The organism is Thermotoga sp. 2812B (assembly GCF_000789335.1).
In the GTDB taxonomy this organism is placed as follows: Bacteria; Thermotogota; Thermotogae; order Thermotogales; family Thermotogaceae; genus Thermotoga; species Thermotoga maritima.
The window spans coordinates 1,590,174-1,604,145 of sequence record NZ_CP003408.1 but is presented as its reverse complement, the minus strand read 5'-3'; the positions used below and the strand labels follow the sequence as shown (position 1 = coordinate 1,604,145).

The following is a 13,972-nucleotide window of genomic DNA, read 5'->3' as shown; positions in this document are numbered from 1 at the left end:
TGTCTCAGCCTCCCATCACGTACTGCTTCCAGAAGTTTTTCAGGAATATCAGAAACGGAAGCGCAATTAGAACGCCACCAAAACTGAAAAGATCGCCGAGAATGAGAATCGTGATCAGAATAATGAACCAGTGAACATTCAAGGTGTTACTCTGTATCTTTGGAGCGAGCACCCACATTTCCAGTTGATTCGCTGCGACGAGGATGATCGTTCCTATGAGAAGACCGCTCAGGCCATGAACGGAGAAGGCGAGCATTAGAAGAGGAATAGCAGATATCACCACTCCAAGGTACGGGACAAAATCCGTCACGAAAGCAAGCATTCCCAGAAAGAACGCACTCGGTATTTTGAAAATGAAAGCACCGAAGCCAACGAACAGACCAACGAATATTGCAACGAGCACCTGACCACCCACGAACCTTTCGAACTCGGTGTAAGTAGTCTTCAGGAACTCTCTACCATCACTGGGATTCGTGGGAAACAGGTAGTGTACATTTTTTCTTATGAGTCTCTTCAATGAAGACACGATAAAAGCGGTGATCACTATGAGTATTGCAGCCGTTACGAAAGAAGGAACGTAGCCTATGATTTTGTTCACAAGCGAGAGCGCTCCTTCCGAGAAGGATGTGCTGATGTTGTTCAATACGGAAGACAACCATCCGGGTATGTCGATGTTCTCCAAACCCGATCTTATTCTGTCTATCTCAGAAAAAACCTTCTGCGCTTCTCTTGCGATCACCGGAAAGAAATTGACAGCTGAGTAAGCTATCGTGAGGAAGACCAGAACGTTCGATATCACGCGAGGAAGAACACGCGGTTTTTTTATGAATACCCCCAAAAAGCGTGCAATGTAATCGATAATTATCGAAAGATACAGCCCCATTATCAGGGCGGTTATAATGAAAGGGGAAAGTTTCGCGAGTACTAGAAACAGAACAAGATACAGCAGGGCAAAGTGTTGGTTCTTCAAGTTCTTCACTCCTTTCGATACTATTTTATCAGAGGTGAGAAACTTGGAATCGTTGAGAGGACTTTTGATTCTGTTCGTTTTAACAGGACACGCCATCGTTGGGGTGTACAGAGACCTCACCTTTCTCGTTCCGCTGCTCAGATTCGTGAGCCCTTCTGTCTTTGTTTTCGTATATCTGTTTGGTTATTCACAGGGAAGGGTGAAAAAGAATCCTTTGAAGATTCTCCAGAAGGCCTCTTCCTTCTTTCACTTCTATCTCTTCTGGGCTTCCCTTTCTTTCCTTGCTTATGTGTTGTTAGATGGAGAATATACAAACGTCTGGGTGACAAAGAGGGTTTTCAGCGTTGACGATTCAATACTCAAAAAATATCTGATCACTATCTTTTCTTTCACAGGATCGTGGCAGTACTATTTCGTACTGGTTGTAATGATTCTGCTGCTGATATCGATTTTCATAAAAGATCCGAGGAAGATTCTGCCGTTTTCCTTCGCCGGAGTTGTTGTTAACTCTTCCTTCGTGAGTTTCTGGTTTCTCACGAAGGACAGACTCCTTCCTCCCATAGAAGGTGCGTTGATCACTTATCTCAATCCTGTTCACTGGCTTTTTCCATTTCTGATGGGATACAAAGACGCTGTCGAGAGAAAGAAGAGAGAACCACGAAAGCTATCTTTGTTCCTATACGTCTTTCTCTTTGCGATCGGATCTCTGGAGTACTGGAACGCGTACGGAAAGTTCCACACACTTTTGGGAGTCGATCAATTTTCCCTCACAGGAGTGCTTCTGGGAATCTACAGTATAGAGGTGTTCACCTGGCTGGCTGAAAAAGTTAATCTGCCTTTTTTGAAAAGGATGGGAAGGTATTCTTTCCTTCTTTTCATGATTCACATGCCGTTTCAATGGATGTTCTACGTGTTTCTCGACTCTTTTGTTGATCTTCCCAAGTGGTGCTGGGTGACTATCATGGTGATGTTTTCTTTAATGTTCATGGAAATTTTGCTGAAACTGGCACGGATCCTTCCAAAACCGGTAAGAAAAATAGTCATTGGGGCCTGATATCAACCTTTTTTTCAATTTTTTCATTCATTTTACCATCAATCCCACTTGAAATTCGAGAGAGTATGTAGTACAATTATCCTTGGAGGTTCCGGCGTAGCTCAATCGGTAGAGCGCCTGGCTGTTAACCAGGTGGTTGCAGGTTCGAGTCCTGCCGCCGGAGCCATTTTTTTATTTCAATGTCCCCTTCTTAACATCCTTCATCCTGTACATCAATTCATCGGCTTCTCTCAGTGTTTTTTCAAGAGTTTCTTTAAAGAGAACCACACCGTAGGAAAACTCCGGCTGAAGAGGATGGCTGTTTTTGAATTCAATCAGTATCTTCTGGAAGATTTCCTGCGCTTTCTCCGGCTTGCATCCTCTCAATATCACGAGAAATTCATCTCCTCCCATTCTCACCACGATATCGGACTGTCTCACGTTCTTCCTTATTGTTTGAACGAGGGCAAAATTTCATCACCGGTTTCGTGTCCATAGGTATCGTTGATCTTTTTGAAATTGTCCAGATCCACGTGAACTACCCCACCTTACAGAAGATGTGGTTTCCCGCTTCAACCCGTGGTGGCTCGTAGACCCCTTTCGGGTTCCGCCGCCAGAGCACGGTCCACGGGCATGAACTCGGACGGTTCCCGCCCTACTGAAAGCATCAAGCCGTACCTGGCAAGATTCTTCGCAGCGTTCACGTCTCTATCGTGATGCGCTCCACATACAGGACACGTCCATTCTCTGACGCTCAGGTCTTTGACTTCTTTGTTTATGTACCCGCATTCACTGCACATCTGACTCGAGGGATAGTATCTGTTTGCTTTTACCACTTCGATCCCACAGCGCTTTGCCTTGTACTCGAGAAGTTCTAAGAATCTCCTCCACGACTGCATGTGGATGTGTTTGGAAAGTCTGTGGTTTTGAACCATACCTTTGATGTTGAGATCTTCCACCACGATCTTTCCAGCTTGGCTTTCGCTGACAAGATCGTGTGTGATCTTGTGAAGCCAGTCGCTTTTTATGTTGACTATTTTCTCGTACAGCTTTGCAAGACGCAAACGTGCTTTCTCCCAGTTCTTTGAACCTCTCTGCTTCCTGGATAATCGTCTGTGAAGTCTTTTGATCTGTCTCTCGTATTTTGAAAGGTCTGGCATTTTATATTTCTTCCATCGCTCAATGTGATCGTGTCCTTGATTCCAAGGTCTATTCCCAAAGCATCTGTTGACTTGTCCTCCACTTCAACGTCTTGGACTTCAAAGACTATCGCAACGTAGTATTTGTTCGTTGGTGTTTTGATGAACGTTGCTTGTTTTATCTTTCCGTCTTTCGGAAGCTTTCTATGCAACCGAACTTTTATGCCTTCTTTGAACTTGGGAACGAATATGTAGCCGTATTTTGGATTGTCTTCTTTGATATACAGCTGAATGTGTTGTGGAATACGAAAGGTTTGGCGGGAGAATTTCTTTTTCTTGAACTTTGGATAGCTGGCTTGCTTTTTGAAGAAATTCTTGAATGCACGTTCTAAATCTTTCAGCGATTGCTGGAGTGCTTGAGAGTTCACTTCGTTGAGCCATGAATATTTGTTTGTCTTTTTGAGTTTTACCAAAACAGATGCCCATTCGTTGTAGTATGTAGGACGTTCCATTACTCTGTAGATGATGTTGGCGTAGTTCAGAAAGAAGTTGTACACGAATCTGGTGTGACCGAAATGTTTGGCCAGTTTTTCTTCTTGTTCCTTCGTAGGGTAAATACGAAATTTGTAGGTTATGAGCATGCTTATCCTTCCTTTGAGATTACTCCTTGAGATTCAAGAACCTTCTTTTTCACTTCTATATGATATATTAACATTTTGGCACAAATTAAATTGCAAATTCATCCCCACCTTATAGAAAATGGTGTCTTCTTTGCACTTTGTTCGATAAACAAAGATCGCAGATCCCCCCGAATCTGGAAATACCAACTTCATTTTAACAAAAAAGGGAGCTCAAGGCTCCCTTAGATTTTTTGAACACCGTCTGAACTCTCTATCTCGTGGAAGGTGAGATCTATCCCGAAACGCTTCTTATAAGACTCCACCAGCTCTTCTTTTATCTTCCCAAAAGCCCCCTTCTTTGAAAGAACGATCACTCCTCCTCCGAATCCACCACCGACCATCCTCGCACCGAGAATACCTTCCTTTTCTCTCAAATAATCCACGATGAAATCCGTTTCCTCGCAGGAAACTTCGTACAGGTCTCTGAGACTCTCGTGAGAAGAAAAGAGCAGTTTTCCAAGGGTTTCAAAATCTCCTTCTTTCAAAGCCTGAACACTTTTCAGGACTCTTTCGTTTTCTTCGAGCACGTGCTGGGCACGTTTTCTCAGGGTGCCTGAGAGTCTTTCGAGATCTTCTTTTGTCACTTCTCGAAAGCTCTTTTTCCCAAGCGTTTTCAGTACCTCTTCGCACTCCTGTCTTCTTCTGTTGTACTCCGAAGAGGAGAGCTCATGTTTCACGTTCGAGTCGACGAGGTTGATCTCGTAACCCTCCAATTTCAGAGGAACGTACTCGTACTCGAGCGTCATCGTGTCCAGAAAGATCGCGTGGTCTTTCTTTCCAAAAACGGCCGTGAACTGGTCCATGATGCCACACCTGACCCCCACGAACTCCACTTCGGCTTCACGGGCGATCTTCACGAGTTCGAGTTTCGGAACGTTGAAACCGAAATATTCTGAAATCGCGTAAGCGGTCGCCACCTCGAGAGCGGCGGAACTGGAAAGACCCGCTCCCATGGGAAGATTGGAAGAAACGGAGATTTTAACAGGAGACACCCTGTAGCCCCTTTTTTCAAAAGAAGCGATGACTCCTGAGATGTAATCCGTCCATTTGTTGAGTTTCTCTATCTTTTCCATCTCCACCGTTTCGTTTACGTTTTCTGAGTGGAAGATGAATCTCTCTGAACCTTCCATCGAGAGAAACACGTATCTGTTCACCGCAAACGGCAGAACGTAACCGTCGTTGTAGTCGGTGTGCTCCCCGATGATGTTTATTCTTCCTGGTGCCTTCACTCTCATATTTCCACCTCCGTCTCTCTGAGCTGTCTCGCTGCTTCTTCGGGAACAACGGGGTTTATGAACGTCCATGTACCCGTCTCGACACTCGCCATCCACTTCAGTTTATCTCTGTCTCGCTTCGGTGGGTTGAACTCCACGTGGAAGTGGAAGAAGTGAGACACGTCCTCTTCGTTGAACGGTGCCTGAAAGAACATCATCATGTAGGGAAACTCCTGATCGAAGAGTTTGTCGTACTTTGCAGTCACCACCTTGAGAACTTTCGCGAACTCTTTCTTTTCTTCTTTCGAAAACTCCAGGAGAGTACTCACGTGTCTCTTCGGATAGATGTGCACTTCGTACGGAAAGCGCGCATAGAAAGGAACGAGAGCAAGGAAATGCTCCGTCTCGTAAACTTTTCTCTCCTCTCCTTCGCTCTCCAGGACCTCGCAGATGGGACACTTCCTTTTCTCTTCGTACCATTTCCTCATCGCGTTTATCTTCACTTCTATTCTCTTTGGAAGGAAAGGAAACGCGTATATCTGACCGTGCGGGTGTGGAAGGGAAGCGCCGACTTCCTTTCCGCGGTTTTCGAAGATAAAGATATATTTCACAAAGTTGTGCTGAGAAAGGTCCCTTGTTCTGTCCACCCACATCTCAACGAGCTTTTCTATCTGCTTCAAAGGCATTCCTGGAAGTGCTGTGTTGTGATCCGAGGTGTAGACGACCACCTCGCAGACACCGCGGGACTCTTCTTTCCTGAAAGGTCCCTTCTCTTTCCAGTCCACAGGAGGTAGATCTTTTTTCAGAGAAGGATACCTGTTCTCGAAGGTGACAAGATCGTACTCCTCGGGAAGTTCGAGGCCTCCAACACAGATGGGACACTCCGTCTTCGATGGCTGTACCGGTCTTTTCTGTGTGGCCGCCGAAACGATCACCCATTCATCTGTGAGTGGATTGTACCTGAGTTCCATCATTCCCTTTCACCCTCTTCGTAAAAGTAGAAGTTTCTTCCGTCTTCTCTTTTGACGACTTTTTTTCTCAGGGAGGACTTTCCTTCTTTTTCCAGGTGGTACTCTCTGCTGTTCAGATCGACTGCGATCTTGACGTTTCCTGAGAGAGTGCCAGACGAGACGATCTCGTACCTCAGACCCTCCGACATGATGTTTTGAACCCGTGGTCTTCCACCGAGAAGTTCGAGCGTTTCTTTCAGAACCTTTCTTCCATGATCCCTGACGAGCGAGAGATCATCGCTTTCTATGATCATGTTGTCGAGCACTCCACACGTGTACGAGTAGAGCTCCTTTTCCTTCTGTGTGAGATCCGTTTTCTCCTCTCTCAGCATCAGACAGTCGGGATCGTTCAGCCAGAACCTGTCGTGCATGAAGTACCTCGTTATGGCGTTTCTCAGCGCCCATCTTGCAGCGGGAGCTCCGTTGTCTTCTATATGTTCTCCCCAGAACGGTGTGGTGTCCGGGCCTATCCTCATGCCGTCGACGTATCCCACCGCGGGAAGAAGGGGAGAGCCGCATCCGAGGATGAAAGAATCTTCTCCCACCGCTTTTCTGATCGTCTCAATCCCTTTTCTGAACGCCTGAATCGGTGTTATGTTCTTTTTTCTCTCCCCCGGAACGGCACCCGCGAAGAGAAAGTCGATCTTGAAATACCTGTAGCCCATCTTTCTCAGAGATGAGAAGAGATCGAAGAGCCAGTTCAGAACCTCATCTTTCGAAAGATCGAGGGCGTATATCTTTTTGTTCCAGTTTCTGTAAGCCATTTTCGGCTCCCCGTTTTCCTTCACTACCCAGTCCGGATGTTCGTTGAATACATCGGAGGTTTCAGAAACACTGAACGGGGCGGTCCATATGCCCGGGATGAAACCGTTTTCCGCTATAACTTTTGCCATCTCTTCCACCGATGGAAAGTCTCCTCTTGTCACGAGCCAGTCACCTATGTCCTTTTCGTAGGCGTCGTCTATCTGGAAGACCTCGAACGGGAAATTCTTCGCGAGCTTCAGGTTCTTGAGGGTCTCTTCCCAGGTGAGATCAAGGAAGTAATGGTACCAGCTGCACCATCCAGTGGGTGTGTGTTTTGGAACTCTCGCGTTGTTTTCCATTCCGACGAGTTCCGCGTATTTCTCCAGAAGAAGGGGTGTGTTGGGATCCTCGAGTACAACGAGAGGTTCAAGAGGAACAAAGTCGTCGAACTCGACATCGAAATATTCGAGGTATGCCACAAGTTCCCCATCTTCCACAGCGAAGAAAGGATGTGCGATTTTCGAACTCAGAAAACCGTACACTTTTCCTTCTTCAGCCACGAAATAGTCGCTCTGGAGGTTCCTTTCAAGTACATCGGGCACCACCGAAGCGGTGTATCTCCAGTTCGGATCTATTTCAGGTGGTTTGAAAGAAAAGGCATCGACCACCCTGCACGGTCCCCAGGACTGCCAGTTGTTCACAAGTACCTTTTCCGGTGCTTTCGTTCGAAGAACCTTGAGCCTTCCCGGACTTCCCTTCACCCTGCCGGAGATCTTCCAGCCAAGGTGTATCTTCTCCACCGCAAACTCAACTGTGAAATTTTTCTCTTCAAGAACGAATCTTCCCTCTCTGAAGGTTTTTCCGAATATTTCCACACAGATCACCTCACATAGATGGTTTTTCTCGTGTTCAGATTAGTATGTATCAGATGTTCTCCCTTCTTCAATCCTTCTACTTTGAACACCAGCTCTTCCTTCTTGAAGGGTGGAATCACCACTCGCCTCACCGAGTATTCGTTTCCATCAACAAAGAGAACCACCTGTTCTTCCTTGCTCAGTGGAGTGTCGTTCAGAAGGGAAAATTTCACTCTCAGGGTGTCTCCTTCGCGTATCATGTCTTCTGAGGACATCTCAACATGGAGCGTTTCAGGGATCGCCGCAAGAACCCTCCAGGATGGAATCTCTTCGCTAATCCTCATTCTGAAAGAAAAGCGATACGGCTTTGGTAGAAGCCTGTATTCCAGATGAGGCATCGCACCCCAGCTGTCGTCTCCTCCAAGGCCCATCTGTCTGAAGTCCACGTTCACGGTGACGAAGTCCCTCTCCGGGAGTTCGCTTATGTGCTGAGCCCTCTCGAGATCCTCCATGGAAAAGGGCCAGACGCTGAAGTCTATCTGCGGCATGCCCGACACAAAGAGTTTTGTTTCACCATCGGAAAGTGCGAACCATCTCACATCCGATCTGTTCCCCGTTTCCTGTGGTCTGACACACCTGTGTATCATCTCACCGACAGCTTTTCTGTACCTTGCGAAAAGACCACTTTCTTTTCTATCCCAGTAAGTCTCGTGCGGTCCCCTTCCGTACCACTCCACGGTGCCGAACTCTTCAGGAACCGTGAACTGAAAGCCAATCCTTGGAATCTCCGGTACATCCTCAGCGGGAATCAGAGAAAGGTCCACAAGGACGTCTCCATTTCCGAAAACGGTGTATGTTGTGTACACCCAGCTGTTTCCCGGAAGCTGAAAAACACTATGGACAGAAACACGATTTTCTTCCTTTTTCCAGTGCATTTTGAAGAGTTTTCTCTCTTTCGATGCCCTCTTCCAGATGGCGAGCCTCTGTGGCATTCTGTTTCCGATGTCGTTGTCGGTTGGAACCCTCCAGAAATTGGGAACAACGGGACTTTTCAGGATCTTTTTTCTTCTGTGAAGGATCTGCTCCAGAAGGCCTGTGAGTTTTGAGAAGACGTACACCGTGTCTTTTGCTTCAACGGTGAGATGTTTCCCATCCTCCCTGAGTGACACTCCATCTGAAATGGATTTTTTCTCAAATGCCGGTGCTTTCAGAAGGAACTGCTCCCACGCCACAACGTGGCCTTTTTCTGCCCAGGGGGTATCCTCAGAAAGGGAGAAACTGATCTCGAGGAAATACTCAGAATCGTCCATTTCTGGGAGTGGTATCTTCAAGAGACGCTTTTCTCCAGGTTCAGCGAAGATCTTGAAGGTTTTTTCTTCGATGACTTCTCCGTCTTTTCTGATTTTCCAGGCGCCATCGAACATCTCAAGGTTCGTGAATAGATACCTGTTTTCCACCTCATAAGTGTCTTTCGATACCTGTCTTATTTTGACGTTCTGATAGACCTTCTTCACCTCGTAAAGTTCCGGCTCAGGTGTTCTATCGGGCAGTACCACACCGTTTATACAGAAGTTTCCGTCATTCGGTGTGTCACCGAAGTCACCACCGTACGCCCAGAATTCTCTTCCGTTCTCGTCTTTCTTTCTTATTCCCTGATCCACCCAGTCCCAGATGCAACCTCCATGAAGGTACGGATACTTTTCTATCACGTCCCAGTAGTCCTTCAGATTTCCCACACTGTTTCCCATCGCGTGGGCATACTCACACATGATGAAGGGCTTTTCCCTCTTCTTTGAAGCGTACTCAAGAAGAACGTCCATCTTCGGATACATGAGAGAGAAAACATCGACGTAGTACGATTCTCCCCTCCTTGTTGTTCCCTCGTAATGGATAAGTCGCGTGTTGTCCCTTTTCTTTATCCAGAGAGCGGCTTTTTCGAAATTCACTCCATCTCCCGCTTCGTTCCCGAGAGACCAGAAGATGATACTGGGATGATTCTTGTCGCGCTCGACCATCCTTTTGATTCTGTCGAAATGTGCCTTCTCCCATTCCCATCTGTTCGCAAGGGTCACTTCAGGATCCCAGTCTATACCGTGGGATTCGATGTTTGCCTCGTCTATCACGTAGAGTCCAAAGTAGTCACACAGATCGTACCACTTCGTCTGGTTCGGATAGTGTGATGTGCGAACCGTGTTTATGTTGTGCTGCTTCATGAGCTTTATGTCCTGAATCATTCTCTCCACTGTCACCGCATGACCCCTGTCGGGATCGAACTCGTGTCTGTTCACTCCCTTTATGTAGAGAGGTTTCCCGTTGAAAAGAAGCGTTCCGTCTTTTATCTCTATCTTCCTGAATCCGAAGTTGACCTTCTTTTCGTCTTCTCTCAGTTTCAGTTTCAAAACGTACAGATGCGGCGTCTCCGCGGACCACTTCTTCGGATCTTTCACGTCAAAGGCAAAGGAAAGGACTCTGTCCTCCGGCTTTACTGTCTCTTTCACGAGTGTTTTTTCGTCTCCATCCGGTGTGATGAGTGTTACTTCAAGGTCTTTTTCTTCTTCCTCACCGAGATTTCTCATCTCTACGTCCAGAAAGATCTTTCCGTTTCTGTAATTTTCATCCAGATCCGTTCTCACGAACACGTCTCTGATGTGAAACTTCGGCAGCGCGTACAGATAAACGTCCCTGTATATCCCCGCAAACCACCACATGTCCTGATCTTCGAGATAGCTTCCATCGCTCCACTTCAGAACCTCAACGGTGATCAGATTCTTCCCTGGTCTTAGAACATCGGTGAGTCTGAATTCAGCGGGCGTGCAGCTGTCTTTGCTGAAACCGATCTTCTTCCCGTTCACCCACAAATAGAAGAAGGATCGAACACCTTCAAAATGCAGAAAGATCTCCTTTTTAAACCAATCCTCAGGTATCTCGATCCACCTTCTGTACACCCCGGTCGGATTGTCGTCTTTTGGAACAAAAGGAGGGTTCGGTTCAAATGGATAAACCACGTTCGTGTAGATGGGCTTTCCATATCCTTTCATCTCCCAGTTGCTTGGAACTTCTATCTCATCCCAGTTCGAGTCGTCGAAGTTCTCCGAAAAGAAATCCTCCGGCACCTCGAAGGGATTTTTCGCGAAGAGAAACCTCCAGTTCCCGTTCAAAGAGATGAATTCCTCAGGGTACTCCCATTCCCCGCTGAACGGGTCCAGATAGGGTATGAAGGAAGCGTGTGACTTCTCCGTTCCTTCACTCACAAGCTGTGGGTTTTCCCATTCGTAGGACATGAACTTAATACCTCCTAATAGGACAGGAATTGAAATGTTTCATTGTTCCATCCATATGACAAAACTATAAGGATCTATTTTCTGATTTCCTAAAACAAATCGAACATCTTCTGGTGTGTCTATTTCCACTACTTGTGGCAAGAAATTGAAAGCGAAAACGTACTTTCCCCTTCTCTGAACCCGAATCCCCTCTGGTAATCTTTTCGTTGCAATTCTCATTTCTTTTGAGAGGTTCTCGAAGAAATCTACAAGAAATTCTCTGTCGGGCCAGAAAGAAAGGTAAAACACGTTGTCTTTCCGGAATACGGCTCCAAAACCATCTTTGAATCTTGCGATCACTTCCGTGATGGTGGGGTCTACATCCTCTCTCCATATCGAGACAGGGTATTCCTTACCGTTCCAAACAAGTGTCTCAACATTATCTCCAAGGCTTTCAACCTGTCTCACTTCAACGGGTATGAGCTCCTTGAGAAGACCTGGGGGCATTTCTGGTGGTATCTGGAATGTCTCTGTTTTGCTTCCGCTTCTTGGGCCAAGTACGAGAAGACCGTCGTATTTTTTGAACGTGTCCAGAACCTCTTCTCTCACGATGGCAAGACTTGGAACAACGACCATTTTGTATCCGTCCAGTGAAGATCCAGGGGATACTATATCCACGTTCAAGCCAAGGCTTCTGAGGGCACTGTAGAATCTGAAGACAAGATCGAGGTAGTTCACCCTCTCGCCGTGCGGTTGTATAGAGAAGACCCACGCCGTTTCATAATCGAAGACAAGTGCCACTTCGCTTTCCACGGGCTCATTGATATCGATGTTTTTGAGCTCCTCGAAAACCTGCTTTACCTCGTGGTATCCGGAAGAAGGAACTGAATCCGGTGCCAGAAGTCCAGAGTGCATTTGTTCCTGTGCGAAGGGGACCTGCCTCCATCTGAAGTAAGAGACCACCTCCGCACCATGTGCGAACGCCTGCCACGTCCAGAGTCTCACTGCTCCTTTGGCGGGCCAGAGATTGTAAGGAGCCCAGTTCACAGGTCCTGCTTGCTGTTCCATCACCCAGAATCTTCCTCTGCCCACTCCCCGGTACAGATCGTGCGAGAATGAGATGATGTCCGGGTGTCCCACTCTGTCGAACGGATTTTTTGTCTCACCCTTCATTCTCAGAAAAACGAGGGTGTGTCCAAGCGGATAGTTGTCCCAGGATGCAAAATCCAAGTCCTTTGAGAGTTTGTAATGGTCAAAATCCGTGAAACCAGACATGAAATTGTGAGTGATGAATCTTCCAGGAGAATACTCCCTTATGATTTCCACCTGAAGCTTGTTGAACTCCACCACCTGGTCGGAAGCGAACCTGTAGTAATCGAGAAGATGCGACGGATTCGGGTCGGCAGGGGTGAGATTCGGAAGCTCTATTTCGTTGAAGGATCGATACTCCTGGCTCCAGAACACTGTTCCCCACGCTTCATTCAATTTCTTTATGTCGCCCTCGTACTTTCTTTCCAGCCATTTTTGGAAGGCTTTTTTGCACCTCGGACAGTAGCACCTCACTGTATCGTGACAGCCGTACTCGTTGTCCGTCTGCCAGCCTGCGACTGCCGGGTGTTTTCCGTACCTTTTCGCTATGATGGTGACGATTCTTTTCACTTCCTCTCTATAAACAGGGCTGGAGAAGCAGTAATGTCTTCTGGAACCAAAATTTTTCACCCTGCCATCTTTATCAACGGGAAGGATCTCCGGGTGTTCATCGATGAGCCATTTCGGAGGTGTGGCGGTGGGAGTTCCCAGCACGATCTTGAGCCCCATCTTCTCTGCCAGCTCAAGCGTTTTGTCGAGCCAGTCCCAGTTGAACTTTCCACGCTTCGGCTCTATCCTGCTCCAGGCGAACTCTCCAATCCTCACGTACTCTATCCCGAGCTCTTTCATCCTTCTGAAGTCTTCTTCCACTCTCTCTATTCCCCAGTGTTCAGGGTAGTAACAGACTCCGAGCATACATATCACCCCTCGTGAACGTTCACGGAAAGATAAAGAAAAAAAATCGATCAAGCATCAGCCACTTTCCCTCACAACGAGCTCCACGTCCAATATCACTCGCTTTCTTTTCTTTCTTCGTCCTTTCAATCTTTGAAGAAGCATCCTGAAGGCCTCAAAACCCATTTCGAACTTCTTTATCCTCACCGTTGACAGAGACGGGCAGACAAAGGAGGAGTAAACAATGTCATCATAACCAACAACAGCCACATCTTCTGGTATACGATATCCACGCTCTTTCAACGCTTTCATCACACCGAAAGCGAGCAGATCATTGTAGCAGAAGACCGCATCGAATTCAAGTCCCTTTTCAATTGCTTCCCGCATCGCTCGATATCCACTCTCTATATCGATGTCTGTTTCAATGATCATTTTTTCACTGAATGGAATTCCGTACTCTTTCAAAGCCTTTCTGTATCCTTCAAGTCGCATGTAGGCAGCCGATTTGAACAGATATCCGCTGATCATAATGATGTTTTTTCTTCCTCTTTCTATGAGATGTCTGGTTGCAAGATACCCTCCTTTTACCTCATCACTGTGGATCTCATCCACTTCTAACTCTTCGAAGTGTCTGCCGACTATGACAAAGGGAACTTTTCTTTCGATCAAAGCTTTTATGTCGTCTGATCTGTCCTGAACAGGTGTTATGAGAAGACCATCGACTCTCCTCTGGAGAAGTACCTCTATAGCCTTCTCTTCATTTTCGTAGATTCTTTCGGTGTTCATGAGCATGATCTGATAGCCGTACTTTCTCGAAGCGGCTTCTATTCCCTTCAAGACCTCCGCGTAGAACGGGTTGGCACTGTCGGCTATGATGACTCCCACGATGTTCGTTTGCTTGCTCCTCAAAGAGGAAGCGGTGGCATTTTTAACATATCCCAGTTCTTGTGCAATTTTCAGTATCTTTCTTCTGGTTTCTTCACTGATGTCGGGCTTGTTGTTGAGTGCCCTTGAGACTGTGTTTATGGAAACACCCGCTTTCTCTGCTATGTCTCTGATCGTAACGTACTTTTTCTTCATGTTCT

The 13,972-nt window shown here is 46.7% G+C and carries 8 protein-coding genes, 1 tRNA gene and 2 pseudogenes; 2 read left to right on the top strand and 9 right to left on the bottom strand.

Annotated features, from left to right (window positions below):
* Positions 1-4: 4 nt before the first annotated feature.
* Positions 5-970, bottom strand: coding sequence for an AI-2E family transporter (locus tag T2812B_RS08260; protein ID WP_038051090.1), 966 nt, complete (start codon positions 968-970; stop codon positions 5-7).
* A 43-nt stretch (positions 971-1,013) separates the two neighbouring features.
* Between T2812B_RS08260 and T2812B_RS08255 the strand changes: the two genes are divergently transcribed.
* Positions 1,014-2,024: an acyltransferase family protein gene (locus T2812B_RS08255; RefSeq protein ID WP_038051082.1), complete on the top strand. Its 1,011-nt coding sequence runs from the start codon at positions 1,014-1,016 to the stop codon at positions 2,022-2,024.
* 90 nt (positions 2,025-2,114) lie between these two features.
* A tRNA-Asn gene (locus T2812B_RS08250) sits at positions 2,115-2,190 on the top strand.
* A 5-nt stretch (positions 2,191-2,195) separates the two neighbouring features.
* Here T2812B_RS08250 and T2812B_RS08245 read toward each other — a convergent pair.
* From T2812B_RS08245 to T2812B_RS08210, 8 genes and pseudogenes are all read right to left on the bottom strand, one after another.
* Positions 2,196-2,536, bottom strand: a pseudogene (locus T2812B_RS08245) (GGDEF domain-containing protein).
* Between the two features lie 39 nt (positions 2,537-2,575).
* A pseudogene (locus T2812B_RS08240) lies at positions 2,576-3,783 on the bottom strand (RNA-guided endonuclease TnpB family protein).
* A gap of 221 nt (positions 3,784-4,004) precedes the next feature.
* Positions 4,005-5,057, bottom strand: a complete 1,053-nt coding sequence (locus T2812B_RS08235; protein WP_008195537.1) for a galactokinase — start codon at positions 5,055-5,057, stop codon at positions 4,005-4,007.
* Complete coding sequence (galT, locus tag T2812B_RS08230) at positions 5,054-6,010, bottom strand: galactose-1-phosphate uridylyltransferase (protein WP_008195534.1); 957 nt, start codon at positions 6,008-6,010, stop codon at positions 5,054-5,056. The genes T2812B_RS08235 and galT overlap by 4 nt, the downstream gene beginning before the upstream one ends.
* A complete protein-coding gene (galA, locus tag T2812B_RS08225) occupies positions 6,007-7,665 on the bottom strand; it encodes an alpha-galactosidase (RefSeq protein ID WP_008195532.1) in 1,659 nt (552 codons plus the stop codon). The genes galT and galA overlap by 4 nt, the downstream gene beginning before the upstream one ends.
* 5 nt (positions 7,666-7,670) lie before the next feature.
* Entirely contained in the window at positions 7,671-10,925 is a 3,255-nt protein-coding gene (lacZ, locus tag T2812B_RS08220; protein ID WP_039454662.1) for a beta-galactosidase LacZ, read from the bottom strand.
* Between the two features lie 39 nt (positions 10,926-10,964).
* The gene (locus T2812B_RS08215) at positions 10,965-12,908 is read right to left on the bottom strand and encodes a beta-galactosidase (protein ID WP_008195484.1); all 1,944 of its coding nucleotides are present in this window, start codon (positions 12,906-12,908) and stop codon (positions 10,965-10,967) included.
* A gap of 57 nt (positions 12,909-12,965) precedes the next feature.
* Positions 12,966-13,967 carry a LacI family DNA-binding transcriptional regulator gene (locus T2812B_RS08210; protein ID WP_008195481.1) on the bottom strand — a complete coding sequence of 334 codons (1,002 nt, stop codon included), beginning with the start codon at positions 13,965-13,967 and terminating at the stop codon, positions 12,966-12,968.
* Positions 13,968-13,972: the final 5 nt, after the last annotated feature.

Excerpts from the sequence above, each read along its gene's own strand:
- T2812B_RS08210 (WP_008195481.1), bottom strand. The coding sequence starts at position 13,967 with ATGAAGAAAAAGTACGTTACGATCAGAGACATAGCAGAGAAAGCGGGT.
- lacZ (WP_039454662.1), bottom strand. The coding sequence starts at position 10,925 with ATGTCCTACGAATGGGAAAACCCACAGCTTGTGAGTGAAGGAACGGAG.
- T2812B_RS08215 (WP_008195484.1), bottom strand. The coding sequence starts at position 12,908 with ATGCTCGGAGTCTGTTACTACCCTGAACACTGGGGAATAGAGAGAGTG.
- T2812B_RS08235 (WP_008195537.1), bottom strand. The coding sequence starts at position 5,057 with ATGAGAGTGAAGGCACCAGGAAGAATAAACATCATCGGGGAGCACACC.
- galT (WP_008195534.1), bottom strand. The coding sequence starts at position 6,010 with ATGATGGAACTCAGGTACAATCCACTCACAGATGAATGGGTGATCGTT.